The 19,347-nt window shown below is 73.5% G+C and carries 13 protein-coding genes and 1 pseudogene; 9 read left to right on the forward strand and 5 right to left on the reverse strand.

Annotated elements, in window-relative coordinates; genetic code table 11:
* Positions 1 to 735: 735 nt before the first annotated feature.
* The 7 genes and pseudogenes from KK483_RS30855 to KK483_RS30885 form a co-directional block, all read left to right on the forward strand.
* Positions 736 to 1,297 (forward strand): annotated as a pseudogene (locus KK483_RS30855) (carboxypeptidase-like regulatory domain-containing protein); the annotation flags it as partial.
* 149 nt (positions 1,298 to 1,446) lie between these two features.
* Entirely contained in the window at positions 1,447 to 4,059 is a 2,613-nt protein-coding gene (locus tag KK483_RS30860) for a SpoIIE family protein phosphatase (RefSeq protein ID WP_262008496.1), read from the forward strand.
* 63 nt (positions 4,060 to 4,122) lie between these two features.
* Entirely contained in the window at positions 4,123 to 4,848 is a 726-nt protein-coding gene (locus KK483_RS30865; RefSeq protein ID WP_262008497.1) for a class I SAM-dependent methyltransferase, read from the forward strand.
* Positions 4,849 to 4,922: 74 nt separating this feature from the next.
* Complete coding sequence (locus KK483_RS30870; RefSeq protein WP_262008498.1) at positions 4,923 to 5,756, forward strand: M55 family metallopeptidase; 834 nt, start codon at positions 4,923 to 4,925, stop codon at positions 5,754 to 5,756.
* Positions 5,749 to 7,167, forward strand: a complete 1,419-nt coding sequence (locus KK483_RS30875; RefSeq protein ID WP_262008500.1) for a M20/M25/M40 family metallo-hydrolase — start codon at positions 5,749 to 5,751, stop codon at positions 7,165 to 7,167. Before KK483_RS30870 ends, KK483_RS30875 begins: the two co-directional genes overlap by 8 nt.
* Before the next feature lie 117 nt (positions 7,168 to 7,284).
* Entirely contained in the window at positions 7,285 to 9,291 is a 2,007-nt protein-coding gene (locus KK483_RS30880; RefSeq protein ID WP_262008501.1) for a prolyl oligopeptidase family serine peptidase, read from the forward strand.
* Between the two features lie 16 nt (positions 9,292 to 9,307).
* Positions 9,308 to 10,240, forward strand: a complete 933-nt coding sequence (locus KK483_RS30885) for an LD-carboxypeptidase (RefSeq protein ID WP_262008502.1) — start codon at positions 9,308 to 9,310, stop codon at positions 10,238 to 10,240.
* Positions 10,241 to 10,518: 278 nt separating this feature from the next.
* On the opposite strand, the gene KK483_RS30890 is transcribed toward KK483_RS30885, so the two are convergent.
* A complete protein-coding gene (locus tag KK483_RS30890) occupies positions 10,519 to 11,598 on the reverse strand; it encodes an adenosine deaminase (RefSeq protein ID WP_262008504.1) in 1,080 nt (359 codons plus the stop codon).
* Positions 11,599 to 12,015: 417 nt separating this feature from the next.
* Positions 12,016 to 12,756, reverse strand: a complete 741-nt coding sequence (locus KK483_RS30895; RefSeq protein WP_262008505.1) for a GntR family transcriptional regulator — start codon at positions 12,754 to 12,756, stop codon at positions 12,016 to 12,018.
* Between the two features lie 165 nt (positions 12,757 to 12,921).
* Between KK483_RS30895 and KK483_RS30900 the strand changes: the two genes are divergently transcribed.
* Both KK483_RS30900 and KK483_RS30905 read left to right on the forward strand, forming a co-directional pair.
* Positions 12,922 to 13,818 (forward strand): arginase family protein, encoded by an 897-nt coding sequence (locus KK483_RS30900; protein WP_262008506.1) that lies wholly within the window; start codon positions 12,922 to 12,924, stop codon positions 13,816 to 13,818.
* An 83-nt stretch (positions 13,819 to 13,901) separates the two neighbouring features.
* Positions 13,902 to 15,908, forward strand: coding sequence for a DUF5107 domain-containing protein (locus KK483_RS30905; protein ID WP_262008507.1), 2,007 nt, complete (start codon positions 13,902 to 13,904; stop codon positions 15,906 to 15,908).
* A 337-nt stretch (positions 15,909 to 16,245) separates the two neighbouring features.
* On the opposite strand, the gene KK483_RS30910 is transcribed toward KK483_RS30905, so the two are convergent.
* The 3 genes from KK483_RS30910 to KK483_RS30920 all read right to left on the reverse strand — a co-directional run bounded on the left by KK483_RS30910 (position 16,246) and on the right by KK483_RS30920 (position 19,192).
* The gene (locus tag KK483_RS30910) at positions 16,246 to 16,599 is read right to left on the reverse strand and encodes a VOC family protein (protein ID WP_262008508.1); all 354 of its coding nucleotides are present in this window, start codon (positions 16,597 to 16,599) and stop codon (positions 16,246 to 16,248) included.
* Between the two features lie 114 nt (positions 16,600 to 16,713).
* Positions 16,714 to 17,523 (reverse strand): class I SAM-dependent methyltransferase, encoded by an 810-nt coding sequence (locus tag KK483_RS30915; RefSeq protein ID WP_262008509.1) that lies wholly within the window; start codon positions 17,521 to 17,523, stop codon positions 16,714 to 16,716.
* A 97-nt stretch (positions 17,524 to 17,620) separates the two neighbouring features.
* The gene (locus KK483_RS30920) at positions 17,621 to 19,192 is read right to left on the reverse strand and encodes a bifunctional phosphatase PAP2/diacylglycerol kinase family protein (protein ID WP_262008510.1); all 1,572 of its coding nucleotides are present in this window, start codon (positions 19,190 to 19,192) and stop codon (positions 17,621 to 17,623) included.
* Between the last annotated feature and the right edge of the window lie 155 nt (positions 19,193 to 19,347).

Consider the following 19,347-nt stretch of genomic DNA (forward strand, 5'->3'; position numbering starts at 1 on the left):
ACGACTCTCCCGACGTCCGGCCCGACTTTTCTGTACCCTCGGGGCCTCTGATCAGAGAAGCAGCAGGTCAGAGGCTCTTCATCGTGAATCGACCGACCTCGCTTCACCCCGGTTTGTACCGGCCCAGACCGGACCGTCTGCATGTCCGCGTTGAGGGTGGCGGTCGTGGAGTGGTTTCGCAGGCCGGTGCGGTGCTGCTGGTGGAGAGGGTCTGCAGGACCGGTCTGGACGCGGTGATATGGGGCGGCGCTTGAGTCGTGGCGAAGGGCCCGCGTGGTGCACGATCCGGGAAAGATCCGCTGGATGTGGCTCTCGCGGTGGCGTTGGGCGGGGACTGCGTGGCCGATGTGGCCCTGCTGCGAGCCGAGCAGCCCGTGTTCGGGCCGGTGGCCTTCGACCCGACGGTCTCCCGCCCGGTCGGAAGGCGGGCATCGGGTGGTAAGCGGGTCTTGGCCGTGCTGCGCACCGCTTGCGCCGAGGCACGCGCACGCATGTGACTGTTGGCCGGTGATGCGGCGCCGGAGGCGGGCGGGCATTGTGTCCAAGAGTGGATGCTCTCGGATGGGGTTGAGTTGTACGTGCCGTTCTTCTCCCCTCGAGAGCTCGGTGCGACTGGGACTGCGCCGGAGGGGCGCCACCACCTGGGCGCGAAGCCGGGCTTGAAGCGTAAGCAGCCGTGAAGTAGCCAAGGAGGCGATCAGCTGCACGTTTTCGCAGGTGGTAGGGCTGCGGCAATTCTTCCTCAAGGAGAAACCGCTGGTGTCCATGAACGCCCCCGCCTCCGCCGAGCCCACGTCCGTACCGAACGCCCGCACCGCGACCCCGGCCTTCGGGTCGGGGTCGGGGTCCGGGGCCGGTCCCGCGTACGTCGCCGGTGTACCCGTCTGCGGTACGGTCCAGCACCCCGACGGCAGCCGTGTGCCGCGCGCCGCGCTCACTCTCATCGACGTCCACGGCCGGCAGGTCGGGCGGGGCGCCAGTGGCGAGGACGGCCGGTACGCGCTGAGCGTGCCCGGTTCCGGTTCGTACGTCCTCATCGCCGCCGCGGGCGGTCATCAGCCGCAGGCGGTCTCGGTGACCGTCGGCGAGCGGCCCGTCGATCTCGACGTCGTGCTCGGCGGTGCCGGACGGCTCGCCGGGAGCGTCACCACCGCCGACGACCTTTTTTCCGCTTCGTCGACCTGTCGTCGGGCGAGTACACGGTGATCGCCGCGGGCTACCGCCGGTCGCCACTGTGCTGCAGGTCGCGGGCGGCGGACGCACGGAACGCGATCTCCAACTGGGCCACGAGGACTGACGTCCGGTTAATGGAGGCACCCGTTGTGCGGTTCCGTGCGCGGGCGCACGACCGATTCCGTCGATGCCCGGCGCCCGGCGGTCGCAGGGGCCTACCGTGGTGAAACGAGCTGGACATCAGCCCGGCGACGGGGAAGGAGCCTCCCACCGATGCACAGTGGCGTTCCGCCGCAGCTGCCACGGCAGGATGCGGCGGCCGGCCGGATACCGCTCGCCGTGGTCGTCGTGGACGGCGACGGCCGGGTCTCGCACTGGTCGAGCGGCGCGCGGCGGCTGTTCGGCCATTCCAAGGAGGACGCGGTAGGGCAGTCCGTCGTGGAGCTGCTTCCGGTCGCCGGCGCGCTCGATGGGGGCGGACCGTACGAGGGGGATGAGGGCTACAGCGGCCTGGGCCCAGGGCTCGACGCCTCGCTGAACGGACTGACGTCCTATCCGGCGGCCGGGTGCGCGCGGCTCTCCGACGGCGCGGCCGACGATGGGGCGGAGCGCGGGGTGACTCACGGTAGGGACGCGTACCGGCTGGACGTGCTGTGGTGGGCGTACGCCCTGGTCGGGCCCGGGCGGGAACGGCTTCTCGTACTCGCCGCCGACGCCGCCCAGTTCGATGCCGGACCCGACGGTCCGGTAGCCGGCGGGGTGACCGAGCGGATCGCCCCCGGCTTCGCGCTGCACACCGAGTTCCCCGGCTTCGACGAGCTGGCGCGGCGGCTCACGGAGATCCTGCCGAGCATGAGCGTCCAGGAGTCCACGCGGATCGTCGCTCAGGTGCTCGACCTCGGCTATCCCGTCCTCGAGTTCAGCCACCACGACCGGGTGCCCGTCACTCCCGACTGGGGCGTGCCGATGCGCGCGCAACGCCGCGCGCGGAAGCAGGCGGCGCGGCGGGCGGCGGCTGCGAGCGGGCCCGTGGGCGCGGGCGATCCGGGGCGCGAACGCCAGGACCTCGACGACCTCGACGCTCTCGACGACCTGGAACACGCCGCCGTGCGCGAGCGGCTCGAATTCCTCAACGAGGTGAGCGGACGCATCGGCTCCTCGCTCGACCTGGCCCGTACGATCCATGAGGTCAGCGCGGCCGTCGTCCCCCGGTTCACCGATGTCGCAGGCACCTATCTGCGCGAGCAGGTCATCGCCGGCGAGGGCTTCCCCGACGGGCCGCCCGACGCCACCACCCTGTGGCACCGGGTCGCGGTGGAGCACGTGGACGAGCCGGGCCGCTGGGACGACGTCGTGCCGGTCGGCGAGTCCATGCCGTTCCCCGAACACACCCCGTTCTTCCGATGCATGACCACCGGCGAGCCGGTGCTGGTCCCTCGGATCAGCGAGCAGGCGGGCACCGCCATCGCCTCCCAGTTCGAGAAGCGGGACATCAGGCCGCTGATCAACGGCCGGTCCATGCTGGTCGTGCCGCTCAAGGCGCGCAACGTGGTGCTCGGTTTCATGATCCTGCTGCGTCACCCCGAGCGCGCCGAGTTCAACGACATCGACCGCGTTACGGGCGCAGAACTCGCCGCCCGTGCCGGGCTCGTCCTCGACAACGCGCGGATGTACACGTACCAGGAGAGCGTCGCCGAGGCCCTCCAGGACTCCATGCTGCCGCAGATCACCCCGCGCATGGCGGGGTGCGACACGGCCACCCGCTATCTGCCCGGCACGCTCCTCGGCCGCGTCGGCGGGGACTGGTTCGACTCCGTCAAACTGCCCGGCTCGCGCACCGCCCTCGTCGTCGGCGACGTCATGGGCCACGGCCTCGGCTCGGCGTCCATGATGGGCCAGCTCCGTACGGCCGTGCAGACCATGGCCGCGCTCGACCTGCCGCCGGACCAGCTCCTGCGCAACCTCGACGACCTCGCGCAGCGGCTCGGCGAGCACTATCTGGCGACCTGTCTCTACGCCGTCTACGACCCGGTCGCGGGGGAGTTGCTGCTGGCGAACGCGGGACACGTCCCGCCGGTCGTGGTGCGCGCCGCGGACGGCCGCAGCGAACTGCTCGACCTGCCCACCGGAGCGCCGATCGGCGTCGGCGGGGTCCCCTTCGAGACCGTGCGGGTCACCGTCGACCCCGGCGACCGGCTCGTCATGTGCACGGACGGTCTGGTCGAGGTCCGCGGCGAGGACATCGGGGTCGGGCTCGCCACCCTCTGCGAGTCGGCCGCACACCCCGCCGCCTCCATGGACGACGCCTGCGACACGATCATCCGCGCGCTCAACACACGGGGTGGCCGCAAGGACGATGTCGCGCTGCTGATGGCCCGGCTGAACGGCATCGCAGCCGACGACGTGGCCCGCTGGCACCTGACGCCCGCGGCGTCCGAGGCGGGCCGTGCCCGCAGGCTCGTACGGCAGCAGCTGGCCGCCTGGCGGCTCGACGAGCACGTGGACACCCTGGAGCTGCTGGTCAGCGAGCTCGTCACCAACGCCGTACGGCACACGGCGGGCGACCGGATCGAGCTGCGGCTGGTGCGGACCGACTCGCTGCTGTGCGAGGTGACGGACGACGGGCACACCCTGCCTACGCTGCTCAGCGCGGGGCCCGGCGACGAGTCGGGGCGCGGGCTTCGGGTGGTGAGCAGCCTGGCGCGGGAGTGGGGCACGAGCCGTTCGGGCGGCGGGAAGTCGGTCTGGTGCGAGCTTTCGCTGCCGCGGCGTGCGGGAGCAGAGGCCGGGCGCGAGGGAGACCGGCGCGGGGGGACCGGCGCGCCTTCTCCAACTCCCGGTGAAGGAACGCCGCCGAGTCTTGCCGACGCAACCAGCGGGATGTAGAACGATCTTGACGTGTCGTCGGATGCGGTGCCGTGCGGTCGTACTCGCCCTGGGGAGCTGGTCATGAGCGTGACGAGTCGGTACAAGGACGCCTGGGAGGGGTTCTGGCGGGAGGCGCCGGGCGAACCGGGCGCGGTGTTCTGGGACGCCGAGCCGGCCGTCACCGCGGGCGTTCATCTGCCCCTGCTCGAACCGCATCTGGCCGCGTCCGCGCTGCCGCTGGTCGACCTCGGCTGCGGCAACGGAACCCAGACGCGGTTCCTCGCCGGGCGCTTCCCGAAGGTGCTGGGGGTGGACCTGGCGCCGGCCGCGATCGACCACGCACGGCAGCAGGGCAAGGACGGCGAGGTGGAGTTCCGGGTGCTGGACGCGGTGGACGCGTCGGCCGTCGGACGGCTTCACGCCGAGCTCGGCGACGCCAATGTGTACATGCGCGGCGTACTGCACCAGTGCGAGCCGCAGGACCGGGCCGCGCTCGCCGAGTCCGTCGCCACGCTGGTGGGGGCGACGGGCCGGGCGTTCGTCGTCGAGCTCGCGGAGGCGGCTGGTCGTGCTATCGCGGGCCTCGCCCAGAGCCCGTCCGGGCCCCCGGCCAAGCTCCTGCCGGTCCTCCGCCACGGCATCGCTCCGGGCGCGGTAGCGGACGCCGAGATGCCCGCCTGCTTCCGCTCCGCCGGCCTCGGCATCCTGGCGAGCGGCGCGCTGCCGCTGGCCACGACCGAGCACGGGCCGGACGGCGCACGCGTCGAGGTGCCGTCGAACTGGCTGGTCGTGGGCCGGAACGGGTGACGTCACCGGGCTGAACCACGGGGAGTTATCCACAGGGGTGGTCGGCCCGGCGGCCGACGCGTACGGTTCCAGGCATGAAGATCCTGATCAGCGCCGACATGGAAGGTGCCACGGGCGTCACCTGGCCGGCGGACGTGCTGCCCGGCACCGCCCAGTGGGAGCGGTGCCGGCCGATGTTCACCTCGGATGTGAACGCGGCGGCGCTGGGTTTCTTCGACGGCGGCGCCGATGAGGTCCTCATCAACGAGGCGCACTGGACCATGCGCAATCTCCTGCTGGAGCATCTGGACGAGCGCGTCCAGATGCTGACGGGGCGGCACAAGTCCCTGTCCATGGTGGAGGGCGTGCAGCACGGCGACGTGGACGGCATCGCCTTCGTCGGGTACCACACGGGTGCGGGCACGGAGGGCGTGCTCGCGCACACGTACTTGGCGAACTCCATCACCGGGGTCTGGCTGAACGGGGAGCGTGCGAGCGAGGGCCTGCTCAACGCCCATGTGGTCGCGGAGTTCGGTGTCCCGGTCGTCCTCGTCACCGGAGACGACCTGACCTGCGAGGACGCGCTCGGATACGCACCGGAGGCGCGCAAGGTGGCCGTCAAGGACTATGTCTCGCGGTATGCGGCGGTCTGCCGCACTCCCGCCAGGACCGCGGCCGAGATCCGCGCCGCCGCCAAGGAGGCCACGGCGCTCGCCGTCCGGCACGAGCCGGTGCGGGGCGGACCGTTCACGGTGGAGCTGGAGTTCGACGCCGAGCACCTCGCCGCGGCCGCGACCGTCGTCCCGGGCACGGCCCGCAGCGGCGAACGCCGCGCTGTCTACACCAGCGGGACGATGTATGAAGCCATCCGCACGTTCAAGGCGGTCACGACGATCGTCTCCGCCGCAGTGGAGGAGCAGTATGGCTGACGTGATTTCCTCCGATCCCTCCCGGGGCCCCTCCGGTCAGGTCGCCGGCACCGCCGCCGAGTCCGCCGGCACGCTCGCTGCCGGTGCGGAGTCCGCCGTCGACGGCACCGCGCTCGACGAGGTCGTGGCGTTCACCTCCGAGCTGATCCGCATCGACACCACCAACCGCGGAGGCGGCGACTGCCGGGAGCGGCCCGCTGCGGAGTACGTCGCCGAGCGGCTCGCGGGGGCCGGCCTCGACCCGGTGCTCCTGGAGCGCACCCCCGGGCGGACGAACGTGGTCGCCAGGATCGCGGGCACCGACCCTTCCGCCGGCGCCCTGCTCGTCCACGGCCATCTCGACGTCGTTCCCGCCGAGCCCGCCGACTGGACGGTCCACCCCTTCTCCGGCGAGGTCCGCGACGGGGTCGTCTGGGGCCGCGGCGCCGTCGACATGAAGAACATGGACGCGATGGTCCTCGCCGTCGTGCGGGCCTGGCAGCGCGTCGGGATCAGACCCCGCCGGGACATCGTCATCGCCTACACGGCCGACGAGGAGGCCAGCGCGGCCGACGGCTCCGGGTTCCTCGCCGACAGCCACCCGGAGCTGTTCGAGGGCTGCACCGAAGGGATCAGCGAATCCGGGGCGTTCAGCTTCCACGCGGGACCCGGGATGACGCTGTACCCGATCGGCGCGGGGGAGCGCGGCACCGCATGGCTCAAGCTCACCGCCCACGGCAGGGCGGGCCACGGCTCCAAGGTCAACCGGTCGAACGCGGTGACCCGGCTGGCCGAGGCCATCGCCAGGATCGGGGCGCACCAATGGCCGGTGCGGCTCATCCCCACCGTGCGGGCCGCGCTGTCCGAGCTGGCCGCACTGCACGGCATCGCACTCGACCTGGACGCTCCGGACCTCGACGTGGACGCACTGCTCGACAAGCTCGGCCGGGCCGCGCTGCTGGTCGAGCCGGTCGTGCGCAACAGCACCAACCCGACGATGCTGGACGCCGGTTACAAGATCAATGTGATCCCCGGCCACGCCACCGCCTTCGTCGACGGCCGGATGCTGCCCGGCGGCGATGACGAGTTCCGCGACACGCTCGACCGGCTCACAGGTCCTGACGTCGACTGGGAGTTCCACCACCGGGAGGTCGCCCTGGAGGCGCCCGTCGACTCGCCGACCTACGCCGGGCTGCGCGCCGCCGTCGAGCGCTTCGACCCCGACGGCCACGTCGTGCCGTTCTGCATGTCCGGCGGCACCGACGCCAAGCAGTTCTCCCGCCTCGGCATCACGGGCTACGGCTTCTCACCGCTCAAGCTGCCCGAGGGGTACGACTACGGCGCCATGTTCCACGGTGTCGACGAGCGGGTGCCGGTCGAGGGGCTGCACTTCGGCGTCCGCGTCCTCGACCACTTCCTGAAGTCCGCATAGTCCGCGCAGCCAGCAAGAGCCAGCAAGAGCCAGCAAGAGCCAGCAAGAGCCAGCAAGAGTCAGCAGCAGTCCGCACAGCCGGCTCAGTCCGTGCAGTTCACCGAGGGGGAATGGGCAATGGTACCGACGGGCGCCTACGGGACCTGGCCGTCACCGATCGACGCCGCGCTCGCCGCCTCGCACGACGGCCGCCCCGAGTACGTCGGCACCGTCGGCGACGAGGTGTGGTGGACCGCGCCGCGGCCCGCCGAGGACGGTCGCCGCGCCCTGGTCCGGTGGCGCCCTGACGGCACCGAGGAGTCCGTCCTCCCCGCTCCCTGGAACGTGCGCAGCAGGGTCATCGAGTACGGTGGCCGGCCCTGGGCCGGGACACCGCGCGGCGAAGGCGGCCCGCTCGTCGTCTTCGTCCACTACCCCGACCAGCGGATGTACGTGTACGAGCCGGACAGCGGTGGTGAGCCCAGGCCGCTCACCCCGGTCTCCGCGCAGGGAGGCGGGCTGCGCTGGGCGGACCCGGTCGTCCATCCCGGCCGGGGCGAGGTCTGGTGCGTACTGGAGGAGTTCACCGGCGAGGCCCCCACCGATGTGCGGCGTGTCGTCGCCGCCGTGCCGCTCGACGGCTCGGCGGCCGACAACCGCGGCGCCGTAAGGGAGTTGAGCGAGGACCGGCACCGCTTCGTCACCGGAGCCCGGCTGTCGCCCGACGGGCGGCACGCCGCATGGCTCGCCTGGGACCACCCGCGCATGCCGTGGGACGGCACGGAGGTGCTCCTCGGGGAGGTCGCGGACGACGGGCCGTTCCGCGCCGTGCGGCGGATCGCCGGAGGCACCGACGAGTCGGTGGCCCAGGTCGACTGGGCCGACGACGGCTCCCTGCTGTACGTGTCCGACCGGGGCAACTGGTGGGAGCTGCAACGGATCCGGCCCGAAGGGCTCGACGACGGTGCGGATGCCCCCGAGGGCACCGGCCTCTGCCCGGGCCGCGGCGAGGAGTTCGGCGGGCCGCTGTGGAAGATCGGCCTCAACTGGTTCCAGCCGCTGGACAGCGGGCTGATCGCCGTCATCCACGGCAAGGGCGCCACCGCGCTCGGGATACTCGACCCGGAGACCGGCGAGCTCGTCGACACCGCGGGCCCCTGGACGGAGTGGGCACCCGCACTCACGGCCCACGGCACCCGGGTCGTCGGCATCGCCGCCAGCCCCCGCAGCGGATACGAGGTGGTCGAGCTCGACACCCGCACCGGCCGGGCCCGGGTCATCGGCGCGGCCCATCTCGACCCGGTGGACCCCGCCTACTACCCCGAGCCGCAGATCCGCACCTTCACCGGCCCCGACAACCGCGAGATCCACGCCCACATCTATCCGCCCCACAACCCCGACCGCATCGCCCCCGGCGACGAACTCCCGCCCTATGTGGTGTGGGCCCACGGCGGGCCGACCGGCCATGCCCCGCTCGTCCTGGACCTGGAGATCGCCTATTTCACCTCGCGCGGCATCGGCGTCGCCGAGGTCAACTACGGCGGCTCCACCGGCTACGGCCGGGAGTACCGCAACCGGCTGCGCGAGCAGTGGGGCGTGGTCGACGTCGAGGACTGCGCGGCCGTGGCCGAGGCACTCGCCACCGAGGGCACGGCGGACCCGGACCGCCTCGCGATCCGCGGCGGCAGCGCGGGCGGCTGGACCACCGCGGCCTCCCTTACCAGCACCGATGTCTATGCGTGCGGCACGATCAGCTACCCCATCCTGGACCTCACCGACTGGGCCACCGACGGGACCCATGACTTCGAGTCCCAGTACCTGGAGTCGCTGATCGGCCCGCTCGCCGAGGTCCCCGGACGCTACCGGGAGCGCTCGCCGATCGAGCACGTCGACCGGATCACCGCCCCGTTCCTGCTGCTCCAGGGCCTGGACGACCCGATCTGCCCGCCCGCGCAGTGCGAGCGCTTCCTGGCCCGGACCGCGGGACGCGGCATCCCCCACGCGTATCTCACCTTCGAGGGCGAGAGCCACGGCTTCCGCCGTGCGGACACCCTGATCCGCGCCCTGGAGGCGGAACTCTCCCTGTACGTGCAGACCTTCCGCATCGCCCGCAGGGATGTCCCCGTCCTCGACTTCAGGAAGTGACCGAGGAGCCCGCACCATGACACTCACGCCCCTGACCCGGCCCGCCCGCCTCCGGCCGGGCGCCAGGATCGCCGTCGTGGCACCCAGCGGCCCGATCCCCGCGGACCGGCTCGACGAGGGCCTCTCCGTCCTCCGTGGCTGGGGACTGGAGCCGGTCGTGATGCCCCATGTCCTCGACGAGCACCCGCGCTTCGGCTATCTCGGCGGAGAGGACGCGGCACGCGCGCGCGACCTCCAGGACGCCTGGTGCGATCCGTCCGTCTCCGCCGTGATCTGCGCCCGCGGCGGGTACGGCGCCCAGCGTATGGCCGACCTCGTCGACTGGGCGGCGATACGCGCGGCGGGCCCGAAGGTCTTCATCGGCTACAGCGATGTGACCGCGCTGCATGAGGCGTTCGCGACTCGGGCCGGACTGTCGACCCTGCACGGCCCGATGCCCGCGACCGTCGTCTTCCCCAAGGACCCGCACACCCAGGAGTCCCTGCGCACCACCCTCTTCGAGCCCGAAGCGGTCCGCACCCTGGGGCTCGGCACCGCCCGGCCGCTGGTGCCGGGCCGCGCGCGGGGCGTCACCCTGGGCGGCTGCGTCAGCCTCCTCGCCGCCGACCTGGGCACCCCGCACGCCCGCCCGTCTGCCCGGGGCGGACTGCTCCTGATCGAGGACACCGACGAGGAGCCGTACCGCCTGGACCGGATCCTCACGCAGCTGCTGCGCTCCGGATGGCTGGACGGCGTGGCCGGGATCGCACTCGGCTCCTGGGCGGAGTGCGGCCCCTACGACGAGGTCCGGGCGCTTCTTCTGGACCGGCTCGGCGGACTCGGCGTCCCGGTCGTCGAGGAGCTGGGCTTCGGGCACGGCATACCGGCGCTGACGATGCCGCTCGGGGTCCCTGCGGTGCTGGACGCGGCGGCGGGCACGGTCACGCTCGACGTGCCCGCGCTCCGCTGACGCGGCCGGCGGCCCGGCGGCGCCTCTCCCCTCGGCCTCGCAGGCCCGCAGGCCCGCAGGCCCGCAGGCCCGCAGGCCCGCAGGCCCGCAGGCCCGCAGGCCCGCAGGCCCGCAGGTCCTCCGGTCCGGGCCAGGGTCCCGGTCCACTGTCGCGGCGCCAGGCCCGGGTCCGGGGCAGGATCCTCGGCCCGTACTCGGCCCAGCCCGGCGGGGCACGGCCGGGGTGCGTCAGTTCGGCCCGTACTCGGCCCAGCCCGGCGGGGCACGGCCGGGGTGCGTCAGTCGAGGGCCGCGTACCCCGGCCGGATCACCTCGTCGATGAGGCGGCGGCGCTCCGGCAGTGGCAGGAAGGCCGACTCGACGGCGGCGACCGTGAACCGCTCGAAGACCTCGGAGCCGTAGCCGAAGGCGTCCACCATGTGCTGGAACTCACGGCTCATGGTCGTGCCGGAGACCAGCCGGTTGTCGGTGTTGAGCGTGATGCGGAAGCCCAGGCGGCGCAGCAGGTCGATCGGGTGCGTCGCGTAGTCCTTCGCCGCACCCGTCTGGAGATTGGAGGTCGGGCAGACCTCCAGCGCGATCCGGTTGTCCCGGACATACGCGGCGAGACGGCCCAGCGTGGCCGAGCCGTCGTCATGGACCTGGATGTCGTCCGTGATCCGCACGCCGTGCCCGATCCGCTCGGCGCCGCAGACCTGGACCGCCTCGTGGATGGACTCGGCGCCGACGGCCTCGCCCGCGTGGATCGTGAAGTGGCAGTTGTGCAGCTTGAGATGCCGGAATGCGGGGAGGTGGTCGGCCGGCGGGTTGCCGATCTCACCGCCCGCGATGTCGAAGCCCGCCACACCGCGGTCGCGGTGGGCGACCGTGAGCTCGGCTATCTCCAGCGAGCGCCGCGTGTGCCGCATACCCGTGAGCAGCGCGCGGACGGTGATCCGGCCGCCCGCCCGGCGCTCGCCCTCCCGAAGACCCTCGTTGACGGCGTCGACGACCTCGTCGAGGCTCAGCCCGCGCTCCAGATGCTGCTCCGGCGCGTACCGCACCTCGGCGTAGACGACCCCGTCGGCCGCCAGGTCCTCGGCGCACTCGGCGGCGACCCGGAAGAGCGCGTCGCGGGTCTGCATCACCGCGCAGGTGTGGGCGAAGGTCTCCAGATACCGCTCCAGCGATCCGGAGTCCGCGGCGTCCCGGAACCAGACGGCGAGCGCGTCGGGCTCCTCGGTGGGCAGAACGCCGTAGCCGCACTCCCGGGCGAGCTCGATGATCGTGGCGGGCCGCAGACCGCCGTCCAGATGGTCGTGGAGCACGGCCTTGGGGGCGCGGCGGATCCAGTCGGCGAGGTTGTCAGACAAGTGCATGCAGCGGGAGTGTACGGCACCGGGGCGACAGGTGCGGCTGCGGCTTCCGGGGCACTGGCCCCGTTCGCCCTCGCCGCCCGCCAGGGTGCTGAGGGCGCTGAGGGCATCAAGGGCGACCAGGCAGCCCTGGCCGACCTCGTCGACCAAGGCGACCGGGCCCCAACCAAGGCGACCAGGCCAACCGGGCGCCCAGGGTGACCGGGCCGGCTAGGGAGTGTCTTCACAGTGGCGTCGTCCGCCCGGAGGGCGGGCCCGGCGGCGTCTGGTGCGGGCGATCGCAAGGCGGAGGAGGGGGAGTCCATGCGGTGGGGGCACCTCCTGTGCCCGAAGGGCCACGGGGGACATAGGCGACCGACGACAACGCAGCGAGGGTGCGTGCCAGACGCCGCCGGGCAGACGGGACTTTGAAGACACGACCTAGGTCGACTGGAGCACCGGCAGGGCCGGCGCGCCCGTCGGGAGCATGTGCTTCGCCGCCAGGACCGGCACGTCGCCCGCTCGTACCACCTGCGTGACCAGCACCGCGGGCGTGTCCGCCGCCCGCCCCAGCTGCGCGCCCCGACGCTGCCCGAGCAGCGTCGCTGTCACCCCGGAGCGCGCCGTCAGGGGCAGCCCGCGCGAGGCGCCGGTCAGCACGGCCAGCATCGAGGTGCGGTCGGCGCGCCCCGCGTCCCGCAGGGCCGCCGCGAACTCGGGGTGCGCCTGCTCCAGGACGTCGTCCGGCGCCGCCCACTCCTGGCTGAGCGCCGCCGCGTCGTCGCCGGCGAACAGGGACTCCCAGAACCGCAGCTCCGCCCGCGCGGGCGCCAGCAGATGCTGGGTGGTGAAGTCGGTCGGCTCCTCGACGGCCCGCCGAAGCGCCCGCACCCGCAGCGGGGCACCGGCGGAGAGCTGCTCCTCCAGTGGTTGGAGGTGCTCGAACCCCCGTTGCGGCGGAGTGTCGTTGACGGTCCTGCCGACGCCCCGGCGCACCGTGAGCAGCCCGTCCTCCTGGAGCAGCAGCAGCGCCTCGCGCAGCGCGGGCCTGCTCACGCCGAGCTCGGCGGCGAGCCGGGGCTCGGAGGGCAGCGTGGAGCCCGGCGGATAGGTGCCGTCGTGGACGGCGTCGGCGATCCGCTCGTACAGCACGACCACCGGCCTGCGGCGCGCACCGGTCATCGTGTCTCCCCGGGTCACGTGTCCGCCTCGTCTGCTCACTGTCCACCCACCGCCTCGGGTGCGTCGTCCCTCGACCGCCTCGCACTCTACTTGCCCGCCCCTTGCTTGTCTGACAAGGACAAAAAGAAGGTCCTTGTGGACCTCTCGGCGGCGAGGATGTGCCCCATGCGGAACATCGTGATCATCGACGCCCCCTCCAACCTGGGCCTGCGGCCGCCCGCCCCCGGCACCGTCCCCGGCTGCCACAAGCTCGCCGGAGCCCTGCGCGAGCAGCGGATCGTCCAGCGCCTCGGGGCTTTCGAGGGCGGCGTCGTCGTCCCGCCCCGCTATGACCGGGGCGACTGGCAGGAGGGCGACGGGGTGTTCAACGCCGCCGCCATCGCCTCGTACTCCCGGAAGCTCGCCGACCGTATCGAGCACCACGTGCGCGCCGGGGACTTCCCGCTCGTCCTCGGCGGGGACTGCTCGATCCAGCTCGGCGCCTCCCTCGCGCTGCGCCGCACCGGCCGCTACGGACTCGTCGCCGTCGACGCGTCCGCCGACTTCCGCCACCCCGGCAACTCCGACGGCGTCGGCGCGGCCGGCGGCGAGGAGCTGGCCCTCGCCACGGGGCGCGGCCAGGCGGATCTCACGGACATCGAGGGACTGCGCCCGTATCTGCGCGACGAGGACGTACGGCTCTTCGGCATCCGGGACGGCGACCCGGACCGCGAGGAGCTGGCCGCGCTCAAGATCCCCAACGTGACGGTCGGGGAACTGAGGCAGTGGGGCGCCGCCGACCTCGCCGCCGCCGTCGTCCAGACCTTCGAGGTGTCCGCCGTCGACGGCTTCTGGGTGCATCTCGACGCGGACGTACTCGACCCGTCCGTCATGCCCGCCGTCGACAGCCCCGACCCGGACGGGCTGCTGCCGGACGAACTGCTGCCGCTGCTGCGGACCCTGGTGCGCTCCGATCGCTGCGCCGGCCTCAACGTCACGATCTACGACCCCGATCTGGACCCGGACGGCACCGTCGGCGCCCTGCTCACCGACCTGGTCGTGGCGGCCTTTACCGAAGACTGACCTGCACGGCCCCTGGCCTGGGCGGCAGCCGCCGTGTTCCATGGTCATCCGGGTGAGAACGAAGCGAGCGAAGCGAGGTTGCCGTGGCCACGACCGTGCGACGTACCGTACTGACCCTCCCCGCGGCCCCGTTGGGGCCCGGCAACCCGCTGCCCGCGCTCCGCCCCGTCGGCGGGGTCCACGCGCTCGACGAGCGCGCCAAGGACGCACTGCCCCGCGACATGGCCCGGCAGATCGGCTACGAGCCGCTGCGCACCGTGCTCCCCACCCGACTGCGCGACGGCTACGACCGGCGGCGCACGGCCACGGACCTCGACGCGATCGTCATCGAGAACGACCGGCTGCGGGCCACCGTCCTGCCCGGGCTCGGCGGCCGGATCCACTCCCTGCACCACAAGCCCACCGGCCGCGAACTCCTCTACGCCAACCCCGTGCTCCAGCCCGCCAACTTCGCCCTCAACGGCGCCTGGTTCTCCGGCGGGATCGAGTGGAACATCGGCGCCACCGGCCACACCACCCTCGCGTGCGAGCCGCTGCACGCGGCCGTCGTCCCCGGCCCCGACGGCACCGACATGGTCCGGCTGTGGGAGTGGGAGCGGCTGCGCGACCTGCCCTTCCAGGTCGATCTCTGGCTGCCCGACGGCTCCGACTTCCTCCATGTCGGGGTGCGGATCCGCAACCCGCACGAGCGGCCCGCGCCGGTCTACTGGTGGTCCAACATCGCCGTCCCCGAGGACGAACGGAGCCGGGTCATCGCCCCGGCCGATGCGGCCTGGCACTTCGGCTACGAACACGCCCTGCGCAAGGTCGCCGTGCCCGAGCACGAAGGCATCGACCGCACCTACCCGACGCGCGGCGCGTACGCGGCCGACTACTTCTACGACGTACCGCGCGACGCCCGCAAGTGGATCGCCTCGCTCGACGAGCACGGGCACGGACTCGTCCAGACCTCCACCGACCTGCTCGGCGGGCGCAAGCTGTTCCTCTGGGGCACAGGCCGCGGCGGCCGGCGCTGGCAGGAGTGGCTGACCGAGCCCGGCACCCCCGGATACGCCGAGATCCAGGCCGGTCTCGCCCGCACCCAGCTGGAGCACGTACGGCTCGACGCGGGCGAGGAGTTCAGCTGGCTCGAGGTGTACGGGCCGCTGTCCGCCGACCCCGCGGCCGTGCACGGCGAGGACTGGGCCGCGGCCCGCGCCGAGACGTCCGGGCGGCTGGAAGCGGTCCTTCCGCGCGCGGACGTCGACGCGGCGTACGAGGCATGGCGGCGGTGCGCCGACATCGAGCCGGCCGAGGTCCTGGCGGGCGGTTCCGGCTGGGGCGCGCTCGAAGTGCTCCGCACCGGAGCCAAGTTGCCCGGCACACCCTTCGACGAGACGACGCTCGGCGACGAGCAGGCGCCGTGGCTGGAGCTGCTGCGCACCGGGGTGCTGCCGACGCCGCGCCGCGTCGTCCCGCCGGGGCCCACCCTGGTCGCCCCGCACTGGCGCGACATGCTGGAGACGGCCCCGGCCGAACCGCTCACCGAGTACCACCTCGGCGTCGCCCAGTGGCACGCGGGCGACCACGCCCAGGCTGTACGGAGCTGGGAGCGCGGGCTGCACCTCGCCCCCTCGCGCTGGCCGTTGCTGCGCTGCCTCGCCGTGGCCGAACTCGCCGCCGCCGGCCACTCGGGCGGCCACCCCGCGCCGCAGGCCGCCGCCCGCGCCGCCGAGCTGTACCTGGAGGCGTTCGACGACCTGTGCGCCGAGCGCCGCGACGACGGCGAGTCCTGGACCGCGGCGACGGCCGCCCTGGCCCGGGAGACCGTCGAGGCCCTGCTCGCGGCCGGCCGCGCCGGGGCCGCCCGCGGGGTCCTCGACCGGCTGTGGCCGGCCGTGCGCGGCCGCGGCCGCTTCCGGCTCCTGGAAGCCCGGCTCCTCGTCGCCGAGGGCGACTGCGCGGCCGCCCGGGCGGTCTTCGACGGGGGATTCGAGGTGGCGGACCTGCGCGAGGGCGACGAGACCCTGGGCGAGGTGTGGGCGGCGCTCACCGACGGCGAACCGCTTCCGGACCGCTACGACTTCCGGATGCGTCCGCCGCGCGCCTAGGGGGTGTCCGGCGGATCATGCTGGGCTCGCGACGCCCTGCGACTCCGTCTCCCGCGTTGTCGTCGGTCGCCAACGCTCCGCGTTGTCTCCCTCCTCCGCCTTGGATCCGAAGCCGCTGGACGCCGCTCGCTGATCCAGCCTGATCCACCGGACACCCCCTAGTCGTCACTGACACGTCCCGCCTGGCGTGCGGCGCCCGGCACGTCCTCCCAAGTAGCCCTTCGGGCAGGGGAGGTGCCTCCCACGCCGTGTTGCGCAGGCGGACGGCGCCATGTGGCCATGTGTCGGACACGGCCCAGGGGGTGTCCGGCGGGATCGGGCCGGGCTCAGGCCGGGCTCACACCACGGCCCTGCGGTCGACGTACTCGAAGACCGACCCGTCCGGGTGCACGGCGATGAGGTTGCGGCCCACCGGGGTCGGCACGGGTCCCGCGAGGACCTTCGCGCCGCCCTCGGTCAGGGCGGCGTGCGCCGCGTCCACGTCCTCCACCGCGATGGTCGCCGCGACCTTGCGCAGCACTTCGAGTTCCGACTCGGGGCCGCTCATCAGCAGGAAGCAGCTCACCGCCGCGACGGACACGCCCCCGCGCTCGAAGCGCAGCGCCGGGGCGCCGGTGAGGCGTTCGTAGAAGGCCGTCGCGGTCTCCAGGTCGTCGACGCAGATGCGCAGCGTGGTTCCGAGGATCTCCATACCCGCGAGGGTAGTTGGAGCGCCCGGCGCGGGGGAGCGGAGCGCCGGGAGCGGAGTGCGCCCGGGAGCGCCGGGGGTACCTGGAGCGCCGGGCGCGCCGGGAGCGTGAAGCCGCTATCGCCGGCAGAGCAGTTCGCCGTGCGGGACCATGAACCAGGCGTCGTGCCTGCTGCCCCACTCCCGCCAGGCATCCGCGATCGCGGTCAGCTCCCCGGTGGTCGCATGGCCGCCGTCGACGGCCAGCCGCGCGTACGCCGACGCCGTCGTACGGTCCGCCCACAGCCCGCTCCACCAGGCGCGCTCGTCGGGCGTGGCGAAACACCAGCTGGTGGCGGTCGCCGTGATGTCGGAGAAGCCCGCGCGGCGCGCCCAGGAGTACAGCCTGCGGCCGGCGTCGGGCTCACCGCCGTTCGCCCGGGCCACACGGCGGTACAGCTCCAGCCAGGCGTCGAGCCCCGGGACCTGCGGATACCAGGCGAAGGCCGCGTAGTCGCTGTCGCGGACGGCTACGGTCCCGCCGGGGCGGCAGACGCGCCGCATCTCGCCGAGCGCCCGCACCGGATCCCCGACGTGCTGGAGCACCTGGTGGGCGTGGACGACGTCGAAGGAGGCGTCGGGGAAGTCCAGTCGGTGGACGTCGGCGATCGCGAAGCGGATGGTGTCCGCACCGCGCCGGGCCGCCACCTCACGGGCCTCGTCGAGGATCCCGGCCGAGGCGTCGACCGCCGTCACCGTCCCCGGCGCGACCAGCGCGGCCAGATCGGCCGTGATGGTGCCGGGGCCGCAGCCGACGTCCAGGAGGTCCGTGCCGCGGCGCAGTTCGGGCAGGAGGTACGCCGCGGAGTTGGCGGCCGACCGCCAGCGGTGCGAGCGCAGGACCGACTCGTGGTGACCGTGGGTGTAGACGGCGGTCTCCCTGGGCATGGCGGTGCTCCCTCCCGGTCGCGTGCGGCGGCCAGGTCCACGGTACGCCGAACGCCGGATGGTGAGACCAGCGTCTCGTGATGCGGACACGCACGGGTCACGGTGATGATGCCGAGGTCCGCAGGCCCACCACCACCGGGGGAAGGGCCGCGGCAGAGGCTTCGGGCGTCGGCGGACGGTAGACGACGAGCGCCTCCGGAACCTTGTCCAGGACCAACTCCTCCGCGGCTTCGCTCACTTCGCCGTCGTACGCGAGCGGCGTGCCCGGAGCCAGCCCGGAGATCCGCAGCTTCCGGAGGCGCACCGCCGCGTGGAAGGGGGAGCGGCTCAGCGGGCCGGAGAGCGCGGCGGCGAGGAGCCGCAGCCCCGGGCCTCGGCCGCCGTGCACGACGCGCACGTCGAGGAGCCCGTCCGCGAGATCGTTCCGGCGGCCGGGCACCGGGCCGACGTGCTGGTAGACGCCGTTGCCCGCGAACAGCAGCCACAGCGGGCGCCGGCTGCCGCCGACCTCCGCCTCCATCGTGTGGCCCCCGCGCAGCGTCCGCAGCGCCGCGAGTACCCCCGCGGGCCAGTCGCCGATGCGCGGAGCCCAGCGTTCGCGCACCTGCACGAGCTCCGGATAGACGCCGAGGCTGAAGGTGTTGAGGAAGTACCCCGCCCGCGCGTCGCCCCCGGGGCCGGGGCGGAACCGGCCCAGGTCGACCCGTACGGCGTCGCCCGACGCCAGCGCCAGGCAGGTGTCGTGCACGGTCTCCACACCGACGTCGCGGGCGAAGTGGTTCAGGGTGCCGCCGGGGAACACGGCGAGCGGCAGGCCGCGGCGGGCGGCGACGGCCGCGGCCCGGTTGACCGTTCCGTCGCCGCCCAGCACGCCGAGGGCGCGGCAGCCGTCGGCCGCCTCCTCCAGGGCGCCGTCCAGCTCGTCCGGCGCGCACTCCACGATCCGGGCGAGCGGCAGCGCCTCCGCGACGAGACGGGTGAGCGTGCCGCCCGGTCCCCCCGCCGAGCGGTTGACGACGACGGACAGGCCCCGGCCGCCCGGCAGCACCGGCGCATCGGCGTGCGGCCGGCCCGGCGGGGGCAACTGGTCGCGCGTCGGGACGAGCCCGCGCACCGCGAGCGCCGCGCCCACGCCCAGCGCCGCGCCCGCCAGTACGTCGCCCGGATAGTGCACGCCCGTGTAGACCCTGGAGAGCGCCACCGCCGCCGCGAGGGGCGCGACGGCCGCGCCCCAGCCGCGGGACTCCATCGCCACTCCGGCCGCGAAGGCCGCGGCCGATGCGGAGTGCCCGGAGGGGAAGGAGGTCGTGAACGGCTGGTGCCTCAGCTGCCGCATGAGCGGTACGGCGTCGAGCAGCGGCCGGGCCCGGCGCACCGACCGCTTGCCCACCGTGTTGATCGTCGCGGAGGCGAGGGCCAGCGACGCCACACCGCGTACGGCCGCGCGCCGCGCCCGAGCGCCGCGCCCGAGCATGGCGATGCCGGCCGCCGTGCCGAACCAGAGCAGGCCGTGGTCGGCGCAGCGGCTCAGCCGGGGCAGCAGTGGGTCGGCGCCGGGCCAGTGGCGGGTCGCGATCGCCCGAAAGGCACGGAGATCCCAGTCGGACACCAGCGCCGCCAGTGAATGCGGGCCGGTTTTCCGGGCGTGGTGCGAGGCCGAGTGGGACATGGAACGCGGGTACCCATCAGGCCCGATGCCCAAGCGGACGGGCGGCGAAGTGCCCCAAAGAGCCGACGCGGCACCGGCGGCACCGGCGGCACCCGGGGCTGCAGGGTCACCGGCAGCACCGTGGTCCAGCGGCACCGGCAGCACCGCGGCACCGG

This window comes from Streptomyces sp. FIT100 (genome assembly GCF_024584805.1).
Classification (GTDB): Bacteria; Actinomycetota; Actinomycetes; order Streptomycetales; family Streptomycetaceae; genus Streptomyces.